Annotated in this window: 9 protein-coding genes; 8 read left to right on the top strand and 1 reads right to left on the bottom strand. The window is 65.1% G+C overall.

What is annotated here, in order from left to right:
* The first annotated feature begins 27 nt into the window (after positions 1–27).
* A complete protein-coding gene (locus CK218_RS01630; protein WP_095826673.1) occupies positions 28–2,349 on the top strand; it encodes a Tex family protein in 2,322 nt (773 codons plus the stop codon).
* Here CK218_RS01630 and CK218_RS01625 read toward each other — a convergent pair whose 3' ends face one another.
* Positions 2,350–3,261, bottom strand: a complete 912-nt coding sequence (locus CK218_RS01625) for a LysR family transcriptional regulator (protein WP_067002349.1) — start codon at positions 3,259–3,261, stop codon at positions 2,350–2,352.
* Between the two features lie 106 nt (positions 3,262–3,367).
* On the opposite strand from CK218_RS01625, the gene CK218_RS01620 reads away from it, so the two are divergent.
* The 7 genes from CK218_RS01620 (at position 3,368) to CK218_RS01590 (ending at position 13,970) form a co-directional block, all read left to right on the top strand.
* Complete coding sequence (locus CK218_RS01620) at positions 3,368–4,558, top strand: acyl-CoA dehydrogenase (protein WP_067002729.1); 1,191 nt, start codon at positions 3,368–3,370, stop codon at positions 4,556–4,558.
* 105 nt (positions 4,559–4,663) lie between these two features.
* The gene (locus CK218_RS01615; RefSeq protein ID WP_095826672.1) at positions 4,664–8,023 is read left to right on the top strand and encodes a transglutaminase family protein; all 3,360 of its coding nucleotides are present in this window, start codon (positions 4,664–4,666) and stop codon (positions 8,021–8,023) included.
* 6 nt (positions 8,024–8,029) lie between these two features.
* Positions 8,030–10,441 (top strand): circularly permuted type 2 ATP-grasp protein, encoded by a 2,412-nt coding sequence (locus tag CK218_RS01610; protein WP_095826671.1) that lies wholly within the window; start codon positions 8,030–8,032, stop codon positions 10,439–10,441.
* A complete protein-coding gene (locus CK218_RS01605; protein WP_067326134.1) occupies positions 10,442–11,317 on the top strand; it encodes a transglutaminase family protein in 876 nt (291 codons plus the stop codon). It abuts the gene before it with no gap.
* A 105-nt stretch (positions 11,318–11,422) separates the two neighbouring features.
* On the top strand, positions 11,423–12,358 hold the full coding sequence (locus CK218_RS01600) for a glycosyltransferase family A protein (RefSeq protein ID WP_095826670.1): 936 nt from the start codon (positions 11,423–11,425) through the stop codon (positions 12,356–12,358).
* Positions 12,358–13,230 carry a glycosyltransferase gene (locus CK218_RS01595; RefSeq protein ID WP_095826669.1) on the top strand — a complete coding sequence of 291 codons (873 nt, stop codon included), beginning with the start codon at positions 12,358–12,360 and terminating at the stop codon, positions 13,228–13,230. Before CK218_RS01600 ends, CK218_RS01595 begins: the two co-directional genes overlap by 1 nt.
* Positions 13,227–13,970 (top strand): hypothetical protein, encoded by a 744-nt coding sequence (locus CK218_RS01590; RefSeq protein ID WP_095826668.1) that lies wholly within the window; start codon positions 13,227–13,229, stop codon positions 13,968–13,970. The genes CK218_RS01595 and CK218_RS01590 overlap by 4 nt, the downstream gene beginning before the upstream one ends.
* The last annotated feature ends 28 nt before the right edge of the window (positions 13,971–13,998 follow it).

Raw genomic sequence — 13,998 nt, 5'->3', positions numbered from 1 at the left:
TCGCCGCTCTATTCGGCAGGAACCAGCATGGCATCGGACATCAAGCGCATCGCAGCAATCATCGCGGCCGAGATCGGCTCGCGGCCGGAGCAGGCGGCAGCCGCAATCGGGCTGCTGGACGAGGGCGCAACGGTGCCTTTCGTGGCGCGCTACCGCAAGGAGGTCACCGGCGGCCTCGACGACACGCAGTTGCGCGACCTTTCCGAGCGGCTTGCCTATCTGCGCGAGCTGGATGCGCGCCGCGGCACCATCCTCGGTTCGATCCGTGAGCAGGGCAAGCTGACCGAGGACCTCGAGGCAAAAATCGCGGCGGCGACCACCAAGGCCGAGCTCGAAGACATCTACCTGCCATACAAGCCGAAGCGCCGCACCAAGGCCGAGATCGCCAGGGAACGTGGACTGGGGCCGCTGGCCGAGGCGATCCTCGCCGACCGTTCGGCGGTGCCTGCCGAACTCGCGCTAGCCTATCTCACAGAGGAGGTTCCCGACGCCAAGGCGGCGCTCGAAGGCGCGCGCGACATCCTGTCCGAACAGTTCGCCGAGAATGCCGAGCTGGTCGGCAGGCTGCGCGCCTATATGAAGGAGCGCGCCTTCCTGCGCGCCAGGGTCGTCGACGGCAAGCAGGAGGCGGGCGCGAAATTCTCCGACTATTTCGATCATGTCGAGCGCTGGGCGAACGTGCCCAGCCATCGCGCCTTGGCCATGCTGCGTGGCCGCAACGAAGAGGTGCTGTCGCTCGACCTCGAAATCGATGCCGACGATCAATCGCCGGTCAAACCGGTCGAGCGGATGATCGCCAACGCCTATGCGATTGGTAGCACCCTGCCGGGCGACCGTTGGCTGATGGAGGTCGCCGGCTGGACCTGGCGGATAAAACTATCACTCCATCTGACGCTTGATTTGATGCGCGACCTGCGCGAGCGGGCCGAGGACGAGGCCATCCATGTCTTTGCCCGCAATCTGAAGGATCTCTTGCTTGCCGCGCCGGCCGGCTCGCGGCCCACGATGGGTCTCGATCCCGGCATCCGTACCGGCGTCAAGGTGGCGGTGATCGACGGTACCGGCAAGCTGGTGGCGACGACCACCGTCTATCCGTTTCCGCCGAAGAACGATGTGCGTGGCACGCAGGCGGAACTTGCCAGGCTCATTCGCTTCCACAAGGTGGAGCTGATCTCGATCGGCAACGGCACCGGCAGCCGCGAGACCGAGAAGCTGGTGGCCGACATGCTCGCCAGCCTGCCGTCCGACGGCGGGCCGAAGCCGATCAAGGTGATCGTCAGCGAAGCCGGCGCGTCGGTCTATTCAGCTTCGGCGACGGCGGCCGCCGAGTTTCCCGACCTCGACGTATCGCTGCGCGGCGCGGTGTCGATCGCCAGACGCCTGCAGGACCCGCTCGCCGAGCTGGTCAAGATCGAGCCGAAGTCGATCGGCGTCGGCCAGTATCAGCACGATGTCGACCAGTACCGGCTCGGCCGCTCGCTGGAGGCGGTGGTGGAGGATGCGGTCAATGCCGTCGGCGTCGACCTCAACACGGCATCGGCGCCGCTCTTGGCGCGCGTGTCGGGACTGGGGCCATCGCTTGCCGAAGCGATCGTCGCGCATCGCGACGTCGGCGGTCCGTTCGCTACGCGCCGCGATCTGCTGAACGTGGCGCGGCTTGGACCGCGCGCGTTCGAGCAGTGCGCAGGCTTCCTGCGCATCCCGAACGGCTCCGAGCCGCTCGACGCTTCATCCGTGCATCCGGAAGCCTATGGCGTGGCAAAGAAGATCGTCGCCGCCTGCGGCCGCGACGTGCGCGCGCTGATGGGCGACAGTGCCGCGCTCAAGGCACTCGACCCTCGTGTCTTCGTCGACGAGCGCTTCGGCCTGCCGACGGTACGCGACATCCTCGCGGAACTGGAAAAGCCCGGACGCGACCCGCGGCCGGGCTTCAAGACTGCGACCTTTGCCGAAGGCGTTGACGACATCAAGGACCTGAAGCCCGGCATGCTGCTCGAAGGCACCGTCACCAATGTCGCCGCCTTCGGCGCCTTCGTGGACATCGGCGTGCACCAGGACGGGCTGGTGCATGTCTCGCAACTGGCCGACCGCTTCATCAAGGACGCGCATGAGGTGGTGAAGGCCGGCGATGTCGTGAAAGTTCGGGTGGTCGATGTCGACATCAAGCGCAATCGCATCGGCCTCTCGATGCGCAAGGATGGCGGCCAGGGTGGGGCGCCTCGGGTCGGCCAGCGCGACAGCGGCGGCGGCAAGCCCGAACCGCGCTCGCCGGCGCCGCAGCGCCAGCCCGAACGGCCGGCGCAGGGTGCGTTCGGCGCGGCGCTCGCCGAGGCGATGAAGCGGAAATAGCTACCACGCCAGAACAGCCGGCTCCTTCTCAACCTGGCCCCGCAGCCAGTCGCGAAAGCTGGCAACCGGCGGATGGCCGCGCTTGGCGTGCGGCACGACGAGATAATAGGCACTGCGGCTCTGCATCGGCTTGCCCGGCGCCGGCACCAACTGGCCGCGCTGCAATTCTCCGGCGATCAGGATCTGCGGCAGCAGCGCCACGCCGAGCCCCGCCAGGCAGGCCTGCGCGACCGTGCCGAACTGCTCGAACTGCATGCCGGGGCCGGTCGGCGCGTCGAGCTCCTGATGCTCGAACCATTCGCTCCAGGCGTCGGGACGCGTTGCCATGTGCAGCAACGGCAGGCGGCCGATATCGGCCGGCGTCGCGACCTTCCGCTGCGCCAGGAATTCGGGCGCGGCGACCGGCATCACGGTCTCGCGCATCAAAAGCGTGCAATCAGCGTCCGGCCAATCAGGCATGCCGTGGTGGATTGCGGCGTCGAGCCGCTCACGCGCGAAGTCGAAGCGGCCAATGCGCGTGGCGAAATTGATCGTGATGTCCGGATGACGGGCGACGAAATCTGGAATGAGCGGCATCAGCCAGCGCGTGCCGAAGGTCGGCAGGATGGCAAGGTTGAGAACACCGCTATGCCGATTGCTCATCAATCCAAGCGCCGCATCGCGCAATTGCGCAAGTGCTGAGCGCACCGCGCCGGCATAGATTTCGCCCGCCGTGGACAGCCTGACATTGCGGCTGTCGCGTTCGAAAAGCCGGCGCCCGAACTGCTCTTCCAGCAGATTGATCTGCCGGCTGACGGCACCTTGCGTGAGATCGAGCTCGCGGGCCGCGGCGGTGAAGGAGCCGAGACGCGCCACCGCCTCGAAGGCGGCAAGCGCGCTGATGTTTGGCAAGAGGCGACGCTGGACGTTCATGATCTATTACTATCGCTCATTGATGCTTGATGCAATTTCGTTTGATTTTTTCCAGATGGAGGCGGATAAGCCGGGCCATCCAAGATTTTACCGGGAGACCCACCTCATGGCCGCCGAGAAGAACGCCTTCGTCTGGAACGATCCCTTCCTGATCGAGGACCAGCTTTCCGAAGACGAGCGGATGGTGCGCGACGGCGCAGCGGCGTTCGCCGCCGACAAGCTGGCGCCCCGCATCGAGGAAGCCTATGCCGATGAGAAAACCGATCCCTCGATCTTCCGCGAGATGGGCGAGGCGGGCCTGCTCGGCATCACCATTCCGGAGGAATATGGCGGGCTCGGCGCCAACTACGTCACCTACGGGCTGGTGGCGCGCGAAGTCGAACGCATCGATTCCGGCTATCGCTCGATGATGAGCGTGCAGTCGTCGCTGGTCATGTATCCGATCCATGCCTACGGCTCGGAAGAGCAGCGCAAGAAGTACCTGCCGAAGCTCGCCTCCGGCGAATGGATCGGCTGCTTCGGCCTCACCGAGCCGGATGCCGGCTCCGATCCGGGCGGCATGAAGACACGGGCCGAGAAGACGGCGAACGGCTACAGGCTTTCCGGCTCCAAGATGTGGATTTCCAACGCGCCGATCGCCGACGTCTTCGTCGTCTGGGCAAAGTCGGCCGCGCATGACAACCAGATCCGCGGCTTCGTGCTGGAAAAGGGCCTGAAGGGGCTGTCGGCGCCGAAGATCGGCGGCAAGCTTTCGCTGCGAGCCTCAATCACCGGCGAGGTTGTGATGGAAGGCGTCGAGGTCGGCGAGGAGGCGCTGCTGCCCAATGTCTCGGGCCTGAAGGGACCCTTCGGCTGTCTCAACCGCGCGCGCTACGGCATCTCGTGGGGCGCCATGGGCGCGGCCGAGGATTGCTGGCACCGCGCGCGGCAGTACGGCCTCGACCGCAAGCAGTTCGGCAAGCCGCTCGCCGGCACGCAGCTCTTCCAGAAGAAGCTCGCCGACATGCAGACCGAGATCGCGCTCGGCCTGCAGGGTTCGCTGCGCGTCGGCCGGCTGATGGACGAAGGCAAGATGGCGCCGGAGATGATTTCGATCGTCAAGCGCAACAATTGCGGCAAGGCGCTCGACATCGCCCGCCAGGCTCGCGACATGCATGGCGGCAACGGCATCCAGATCGGCTATCACGTGATGCGTCATGCCCAGAACCTGGAGACGGTCAACACCTATGAGGGCACGCATGACGTGCATGCGCTGATACTGGGTAGGGCGCAGACGGGGCTTCAGGCGTTTTTCTAAGCCGGCAACGCTGCTTAAATTAGGTGCAGCGCAACATCTCTGCTTGGAGAATGCCCAGCACTTATGTCAGGGTTCGGCGATTGAAACGTCGTTCCCCGGGGCACCATGGCAATTCTGGCAGCCGTCCACCACCTGACCCATTACAAATACGACCGGCCGGTCGTTCTCGGCCCTCAGGTGATCAGGCTGCAGCCGGCGCCGCATTCGCGCACCAAGGTGCTCAGCCATTCGCTGAAGGTCGAGCCGAAGAACCATTTCGTCAACCTGCAGCAGGACCCGTACGGCAACTTCCTCGCCCGCTTCGTCTTCCCGGAGCCGGTGACGGAACTGAAGATCCAAGTCGATCTCGTCGCCGATATGACGGTCTATAATCCGTTCGATTTCTTCGTCGAGGAATCAGCCGAGAATTTCCCGTTCGAGTACCCGGAAGAGATCAGGCAAGACGTCGCCATATACCGCACGCCCGAGCCGGCCGGCCCGTTGCTGTCGGCCTTCCTGAAAACCATCGACCGCAGTCCGACAAACACGGTCAACTTCCTGGTCGGCCTCAACGCGCGGCTGCAGCGCGAAATCGCTTATATCGTGCGCATGGAGACCGGCGTCTATTCGCCGGAGGAGACGCTGGCCGCCGGCAAAGGCTCGTGCCGGGATTCAAGCTGGCTGCTGGTGCAGATCCTGCGCAACCTCGGCATCGCAGCGCGTTTTGTCTCCGGTTACCTGATCCAGTTGAAGCCGGACCTCGTCTCGTTGGACGGACCGCCTGGAACCTCGGTCGATTTCACCGACCTGCACGCCTGGTGCGAAGTCTATATTCCGGGCGCCGGCTGGATCGGTTTCGACCCGACTTCCGGTTTGCTCACCGGCGAAAGCCATGTGCCTCTGGCGGCGACGCCGCACTTCCGCAATGCCGCGCCGATCTCCGGCATGGCGAGCTTCGCCAATGTCGATTTCGGCTTCGACATGCGCGTCCAGCGCATCGCCGAGCATCCGCGCATCACCAAGCCGTTCTCGGATGAAAGCTGGGAGGCGCTCGACGCCTTGGGCAACAAGGTCGACGCGGTTTTGCGGGAACAGGATGTGCGGCTCACCATGGGCGGCGAGCCGACCTTCGTGTCGATCGATGATTTCGAGGCTGCCGAATGGAACACGGCGGCCGTCGGGCCGACCAAGCGCGACAAGGCGGATCAGCTGGTCCGGCGGCTGCGCGAGCGCTTCGCGCCGGGCGGTTTCCTCCACTACGGGCAAGGCAAGTGGTATCCGGGCGAGAGCCTGCCGCGCTGGACCTTCTCGCTCTTTTGGCGCACCGATGGCGAGCCGGTCTGGCGCGACCCGTCGCTGATCGCGCGCGAAACGAGCACCGTCTCTGTCGGGCCTGAGCAGGCCGCAAGCTTGCTCACGGCGATCGCCGCCGAGCTCGGCATCGACAAGGCGATGGTCGGCGAGGCCTATGAGGATCCGGCCGAATGGCTGCTCAAGGAAGGCAAGCTGCCGGATAATGTCGACCCGTCCAACTCGAAGCTGGAGGATCCGGAAGAGCGCAGCCGCATGGCACGTGTGTTCGAGCGCGGCCTGACCAAGCCGTCAGGCTATGTGCTGCCGGTGCAGCGCTGGAACAGCCAGGCCGCCGGGCAGCGCTGGCGTTCGGAAAAGTGGAAGACGCGGCGCGGCCGGCTGTTCCTGGTGCCGGGCGATTCCCCGGTCGGTTATCGGCTGCCGCTCGGCGCGCTGCCTTACGTGCCGCCGGGGCAATACCCCTATATCGTGCCGGTCGATCCGTCGCTGCCGCGCGCTACGCTGCCGGCGCGCGACGCTCTCTTGCCGGAACCTGCCCCAGCAGAACTTGAGGGCCCCGACGAAATGGCGCGCCGCCAGCTGGCAGCGTCCTTCACCGCGACAACGGGCCAGCAGGACCGCGTCGAGCAGGAGATCACCGAGATCGGCGGTGCGGTGCGCACGGCGCTCACCGTCGAGCCTCGTGACGGGCGGCTCTGCGTGTTCATGCCGCCGGTCGAGGCGCTTGAGGACTATCTTGAGCTGGTGGCGGCGGCCGAGAACGCGGCCAAGGCGATCGGCCTGCCGGTGCATATCGAGGGTTATGGGCCGCCGCACGACCCGCGCCTCAACGTCATCCGCGTGGCGCCCGATCCCGGCGTCATCGAGGTAAACATCCACCCGGCCGCCGACTGGCGGGAATGCGTCGCGACGACCGCGGCGATCTATGAGGAAGCCAGGCAGTCGCGGCTCGGCACCGACAAGTTCATGATCGACGGCCGTCACACCGGCACGGGCGGCGGCAATCATGTCGTTGTCGGCGGCGCGACGCCCAACGATAGTCCGTTCCTGCGCCGGCCGGACCTGTTGAAGAGCCTGGTGCTGCAATGGCAGCGGCACCCATCGCTTTCCTATCTGTTTTCCGGCCTGTTCATCGGCCCCACCAGCCAGGCGCCGCGCATCGACGAGGCACGGCATGATTCCCTCTATGAACTCGAGATCGCGCTCGCCCAGGTGCCGCATCCCGACAAGGGCGAGGCGCCGTTGCCGTGGCTGGTCGACCGGCTGTTCCGCAATCTCTTGACCGACGTGACCGGCAACACGCACCGTTCGGAAATCTGCATCGACAAATTGTTCTCGCCGGACGGTCCGACGGGACGGCTCGGTTTGGTCGAGTTCCGCGGCTTCGAAATGCCACCCAATGCCCGGATGTCGCTCGCCCAGCAATTGCTGGTCCGCGCTATCATCGCGCGGGCTTGGAAGAACCCGCTCGACGGCCGCTTCGCGCGCTGGGGCACGTCGCTGCATGACCGTTTCATGCTGCCGCATTATGTCTGGGCGGATTTCCTCGACGTGCTGGAAGATCTGAAGCTCAACGGCTTCGACTTCCGCCCGGAATGGTTCGCAGCCCAACTCGAATTTCGCTTCCCGTTCTGCGGCGAGGTGCAGCATGGCGGCGTCAAGCTGGAGCTCAGGCAGGCGCTCGAGCCCTGGCATGTGATGGGCGAGCAGGGCGCGATCGGCGGCACGGTCCGCTTCGTCGATTCGTCCATCGAGCGGCTGCAGGTGAGGACGCAAGGCCTCAATCCGGAGCGTCACGCGGTCGTCTGCAACGGCCGCATCGTACCGATGAAGGCGACCGACAGCAGAGAGGTCGCGGTGGCAGGCGTGCGCTTCAAGGCCTGGCAGCCGGCCTCCGGCCTGCATCCGGCCCTTCCGGTCAACACGCCGTTGGTGTTCGACATCTACGACCGCTGGTCGGGCCGCTCGTTGGGAGGCTGCGTCTATCATGTCGCGCATCCGGGCGGCCGCAACTACGACACCTTCCCGGTCAATGGCAACGAGGCGGAGGCGCGGCGGCTGGCCCGCTTCGAGCCGCGCGGCCATACGCCGGGTGCCTATGTGCTGCGTGAAGAACAAGGTTCTGAAGAGTTTCCCATGACCCTTGACCTCAGGCGACCGGCGAGATTCTGATCGAGCATGGCCAAGGGGAATCAGAAACGGGCGGGCGGCAGGCCGCGGGCGCAGAGCCTGTTGGAGCATTACCGGCCGATCGAAGGCGTCGTCGACGAGATGGTCGACGCGTCGGGCAATCCGCGCCCGGCCTGGCAGTCCTTCATCGGAGCGCTGGACGATCTGGGGGCTGAGGCGCTCGGACAGCGCTTTGCCCGCGCCGACCAATATCTGCGCGATGCCGGCGTCTACTACCGCGTCTACGACAAAGCCGGCGCCAACGAGCGCGAATGGCCGCTGGCGCATGTCCCGCTGCTGATCGACGAAAAGGAATGGGCCGAGATCAGCGCCGGCCTCGTCCAGCGCGCCGACCTGTTCGAGACGATACTGGCCGACATTTACGGGTCGAACCGGCTGATCGAGAAGGGAATCCTGCCGGCGGGGCTGATCGCGGCGAGCCCGGAATATCTGCGCCCGGTGGTCGGCGTCCGTCCGGCCAGCGGCCATTTCCTGCACATGGTCGCCTTCGAGCTCGGCCGCGGCCCCGACGGCCGCTGGTGGGTTCTGGGCGACCGCACGCAAGCGCCGTCGGGCGCCGGCTTTGCGCTGGAGAACCGCGTTGCCACCACGCGCGCCTTGTCTGACATCTATGGCGAGCTGCATGTGCATCGCCTGGCCGGCTTCTTCCGCCGCTTCCGTGATGCGCTGAACGGCATGGCGAAGGATTCCGGCGGCCGCGTCGCCATCCTGACGCCCGGACCGCTCAACGAGACCTATTACGAGCACGCCTATATCGCGCGTTATCTTGGCATTATGCTGCTCGAAGGCGAGGACCTGACGGTGTCCAGCGGCCGGCTGATGGTGCGCACGGTTTCGGGCCTGATGCCGATCGGCGTTTTGTGGCGGCGGCTCGATGCCGCTTTCGCCGATCCGCTGGAGCTCAAACCGGACTCGCAGATCGGCACGCCGGGGCTGGTCGAGGCGATCCGGCGCGGCACCGTCTCGGCCGTCAACGGGCTCGGTTCCGGCTTGGCGGAAACGCGGGCGCTGCTTTCTTTCCTGCCGCGGATCGCGCGGGAATTGCATGGCGAGGAACTCAAGCTGCCGAACATTGCGACCTGGTGGTGCGGACAGCAGGCCGAACGCGACCATGTGCTGGCCAATATCGACCGCATGGTGGTTGGCCCGGCGCTGTCGACACGGCTTGCCTTCGAGGACGATGGCGCGACCAGGCTCGGTTCGGCGCTTTCGGCCGGCGAGCGGGCGGAGCTTATCGCGCGGATCGAAGCCGACGGGGTTGGCTTCGTCGGCCAGGAGGCGGTCACGCTCTCGACTACGCCGGTCTTTGCCGGCGGCCGCTTGGAGCCGCGGCCCGCCAGCCTGCGCGTCTACCTGGCGCGAACACACGAAGGCTGGACGGTGATGCCCGGCGGCTTTGCACGCGTCGGCTTCTCGCTCGACCCGACCGCGATGGCCATGCAGCGCGGCGGTCAGGCTGCGGATGTCTGGGTAGTCAGCGACAGGCCTGTCGAGCGGGAGACGCTGCTGCCGCAGGAGAGCGACGGCTTCACCCGCACCATGCCCGGCAGCCTGCCGAGCCGCGCCGCGGAAAACCTGACCTGGCTCGGCCGCTATATCGAGCGCTCGGAAGACACGGTGCGGGTGCTGCGCGCTTATCACGTCAGGCTGGCGGAGACATCCGATCCCGAGATGCCGCTGCTCGCCGACATCAGAGACTATCTCGAACCGTTCGGCATCGAGGTCGAAACCGCGATCCCGCTTGGATTGATCGGCACATTGGACAGCGCGGTCTACAGTGCCGGCCAGATCCGCGACCGCTTCTCGCCGGATGGCTGGCTGGCGCTGAAGGATCTGTCGAAGACCATCCACAAATTCGCTGAGACGGTCGCGCCGGGCGACGACGCGACGCGGGCGATGACCGTGATGCTGCGAAAGCTTGCGGGCTTCTCGGGGCTGCTGCACGAGAACATGTACCGCTTCACCGGTTGGCGCTTCCTGGAGATCGGCCGCCGACTGGAACGTGGCATCCAGATCGCGCGCACGCTAGCCAGGCTGACAAAGGCAGACGCGCCCGACGGCGCACTCGACATGATGCTGGAGATCGGCGACAGCGTCATGACCCACCGCCGGCAATATCCGGTTCAGTCAGGCCGGCGCACGGTTATAGACCTCTTGGCGCTCGATCCGCTCAACCCGCGCTCGATCCTGTTCCAGCTCGAGCGGCTCAAGGCCGAGATCGGCATGCTGCCTTCCGTCGGCGGCGAGGGACATATGTCGCCCGCGGCGAAAGAAATCCTGCAGCTCAACACGGCGCTCGCCGTGATGGAGCCTCAGGACATGACCGCGAAGGTGCTGGACGATCTCGCCATTCAGATCGGCGATCTCTACAACAGTCTCGCCAAGGCCTATTTCGGATAAATGCTCTACGACATCAGGCTTCATCTTCATTACGGCTATGCGGCCGCAGCCGGCGGCGGCAGGCACCAGGTGCGCGTGCTGCCGCAGACGATCGCCGGCGTGCAGCGGGTTATCGCCGCCTCGCTGTCGTTCCAGCCGAATCCGGCCGAGCGCGCGGATTTTTCCGATTTCTTCGGCAACAACGTCACTGCGATCGCCGTTCGCGACGCGCATGAGGAGCTCCACGTCAGGATGAGCGCCCGTGTGTCGGTGTCGCGGCCGGAAGCCGGCCTCGACGTCTCTCCCGACATTCACGGCTTGAGGGCGGAACTCGACGCGGTGCGTTCGCTGTCCCCCGACGCGCCGCATCACTTCCTCGCCGCCAGCGACCACGCCAGCATCGATCCGGTAATCACGGATTATGCGCGGGAAAGCCTCGCCGGTTCGGCGATCGCCACGGCGGTCGATCTCTGCAATCGGATCCACCGCGATTTCACCTATGACGGCAAGGCAACTACCGTGCAGACGCGCGCCAGCGATGCCTTTGCGCTTCAGCGTGGGGTTTGCCAGGATTTCTCGCACATCATGATCGCCGGGCTGCGCGGGCTTGGCATCCCCGCCGGTTATGTCAGCGGCTTCCTGCGCACGATCCCGCCCAAGGGTAAGCCGAGGCTCGAAGGCGCCGACGCCATGCATGCCTGGGTCAAGGCCTGGTGCGGGCGCGATGCCGGCTGGCAGGAATTCGATCCGACCAACGGCATGCGGGCGAGCAACGACCATATCACGGTGGGATACGGCCGCGACTATTCCGACGTGGCGCCGATTGTCGGCGTCCTGAAAACCACCGGCGAGCAGATCGGCGAGCAGGCGGTCGACGTCATCCCGGTCGCTGCCTGAAGGCGCACGATCGGTGATGCGGCTGCTTCTCAAATCGCGATCCCGCCGCTATCTTGCCGCCGGACCGTGGACCGGCCTGCCGGGCACTTGCGCGGAGTTCAATTGTTGACATCGGTCAGCATCATCATTCCAGCACACAATGCGTCGGCAACCGTTGCAGACACGTTGGCAACCTTGCGCTCGGAAGCCGAGGTCATCGGCGAAGTGATACTGGCCGACGATTCCTCGACGGACAACACGGCGGCCGTGGCCGCGGACGCAGCCTCGCGGCTGGCGCTGCCGTTCCGGGTCATCCGGTCCAATTGTCGGGACGCGGGCGGCTCCCGCAATCTTGCGCTGGCCGAGGCGCGCTTCCCCTGGATTTACATGATCGACGCCGACGATCTGCATATCGAGGGTGGGTTGCGGACGCTGCTGTCCAAGAGCAGGACCAAGCCAGGCGCCGACATGGTGGTCGGCGCTTACCGCCGGCGGACCGATGGCCGGAACCGACAGTTCAAAACGCCGGCCGGCTACATGGCTGCCGGGCTCGCCAATGCCTCCGCCTATGTGGAAGGCAGGATACGGTCGATTGCCGTCGGCAGCGCGCTGGTGTCGCGGCATACGGTCGGCGACACGCGCTTCCCGACCGGGCTTGCCTACGATGAGGACACGTTGTTCTGGGCGCGGGTTATGAGCAAGGCATCGCTCGCGGTCGCGACACAACCGATCATGATCTACTTCGTATCGTCGGACCGTTCGGATGACCGCTTCGCGATAAAGCCTGCGCGACGCTTCCTCGAATGGCGCCTGGCGCTGCGCGAACTCGCCGACTGCGGCATTGCGAAATCGTCGTTGAAAGCGAGGGAAGGGCTTGTGGCGCTCAAGATCGCTCGCGTTCACTACGCCCGCGGCGATCTCGAAACGGCGGCAAGATTCCTGGCGGTTGCCGAAGCCGCGCCCAAGGTTTCGACCGATATCTGGCGTTGCATGCGTTATCGGCTCAAAATCGCGGCGCGGCGCCGGTTCCCGGCTCATCGCGTCCAGTTGCAAAGTGCCTGATGGCCGACGGGCCGGAACTTGCAGTCGTGGTAATAGGTTTTCGGGCTCCGACCGATCTGGTCGCGGCGGTCAGGTCGGTGCTCGGCCAGAACATCCCGCTCGAGGTGGTGGTCGTGAATTCCGGCGGCGGGAATGCCCAGGCGCTTCTGGCCAATGCCGGACTCGACGTGCCAGTCATCGAGTGCGAAGAAAGGCTCTTTGCCGGGGCCGCGAGAAATCGCGGCATAGCGGCGACGAAAGCTCCTTTCATCGCCTTTCTCGCGGATGATTGCCTGGCATGCCCGCGATGGGCAGAGGTCCGGCTGCGCCATCACCGGGAAGGCGTCGCGGCCGTGGCAAGCGCCATCGCCAACAGTCATCCGCGCAATCTGGTCGCGTGCGCGGCCCATCTCGTTACCTATATGCGGCGCCTGCCAGGTCTTCCCGCTCATAAGGCACTTCGCTACGGTGTTTCTTTCGACCGAAAATTGTTCGATCGGTATGGGCTATTCGACGAACAAATGGCGACGGGAGAAGACACGGAATTCCTGGAAAGACTGCCGAAGGCGATAGCGCCGCTATGGGAGCCGGCGGTGCTTACCGTCCATCGCAACGAGACACGGCTGATCCGAGTGATTGTCGACCAGTATCTGCGCGGATACCGATATGGGACCTACCTCAAATCCGTTGGGCACCGAAAGCCATTGCGGATTTTCAAAGGGGTGTTTCGGGACCGGCGCAATGTCGGCAAGTTCGCAAAAGAAGGCCTGGCCGAAGAGGATAGACGTTTCGCGATGTTATCGCTGCCGATCGTATGGGCGGCATTGTTCGCAAAATCGCTGGGGGCAGCCGTCGGCGTAACGCATGGCGATAGGACAGGCACGCGGCCATGATCACCATGGAGATGAAGCAGCCGCGCCGGCGGCGCGGTCGATGGCTTTGGTCGCGGCAAAGGATCGTCGCCATTTTCAGCTATCGCTACGATGCGCATCTGGTGCCAGACCTCCTCGCCAATCTCGATGCAATCGTCGATGGGTGGATCGCCTATGACGATCGGGCGGCGGATGCGGTCTTCAGCAATGAACCGCAGAGGCGGCGCGCGCTTGTTGCCGCGGCCTATGAGGCGGGTGCCGATTGGCTTTTGGCGATCGATCCGGACGAAAGGCTGGAAGATGCCGTGGCCAGCCGGATCGGCCAACTGACCAGCGGGTCGAGGCGCAATGCCTGGGGATTTCGCCTAAGGGAGATGTATACGCCGGCAAGCTATCGCATCGACGGCGTCTGGGGCCAAAAGATGCAGCACAGGCTTTTCCCCGCCTATCACCCGGATCTGAGCCGGTCGCAAGGGCTGCATGACGCCTGGTTCCCCGAACATCTGCGCTTCAAACTTCGGGACAGCGGCCTTAACCTTTATCATTTGAAGATGATCGAGCCGAAACGGCGCGCGGCACGTCGCGACCTCTACAATCATCTCGATCCGGAGCAACGTTTGCAGCAGATCGGCTACGACTATCTGACGGACGAGTCGGGAGCGGTTCTGGAAGCGATACCGGCCGGGCGAGACTACTTTCCCACCCATGTCGACGACGGCAGGCTTTGGATGGCTGAGGTGTCCGCCGACCGGCGGAGCTGAAGGACGCTCTCTGGGGACGGGCGGAACC

The sequence above is a fragment of the Mesorhizobium sp. WSM3879 genome (assembly GCF_002294915.1).
Lineage (GTDB): Bacteria > Pseudomonadota > Alphaproteobacteria > Rhizobiales > Rhizobiaceae > Mesorhizobium.
This window is presented reverse-complemented; position numbering and strand designations above follow the sequence as displayed.

Coding starts and splice junctions, on each gene's coding strand:
- CK218_RS01630 (WP_095826673.1), top strand. CDS start 28: ATGGCATCGGACATCAAGCGCATCGCAGCAATCATCGCGGCCGAGATC.
- CK218_RS01625 (WP_067002349.1), bottom strand. CDS start 3,261: ATGAACGTCCAGCGTCGCCTCTTGCCAAACATCAGCGCGCTTGCCGCC.
- CK218_RS01620 (WP_067002729.1), top strand. CDS start 3,368: ATGGCCGCCGAGAAGAACGCCTTCGTCTGGAACGATCCCTTCCTGATC.
- CK218_RS01615 (WP_095826672.1), top strand. CDS start 4,664: ATGGCAATTCTGGCAGCCGTCCACCACCTGACCCATTACAAATACGAC.
- CK218_RS01610 (WP_095826671.1), top strand. CDS start 8,030: ATGGCCAAGGGGAATCAGAAACGGGCGGGCGGCAGGCCGCGGGCGCAG.
- CK218_RS01605 (WP_067326134.1), top strand. CDS start 10,442: ATGCTCTACGACATCAGGCTTCATCTTCATTACGGCTATGCGGCCGCA.
- CK218_RS01595 (WP_095826669.1), top strand. CDS start 12,358: ATGGCCGACGGGCCGGAACTTGCAGTCGTGGTAATAGGTTTTCGGGCT.
- CK218_RS01590 (WP_095826668.1), top strand. CDS start 13,227: ATGATCACCATGGAGATGAAGCAGCCGCGCCGGCGGCGCGGTCGATGG.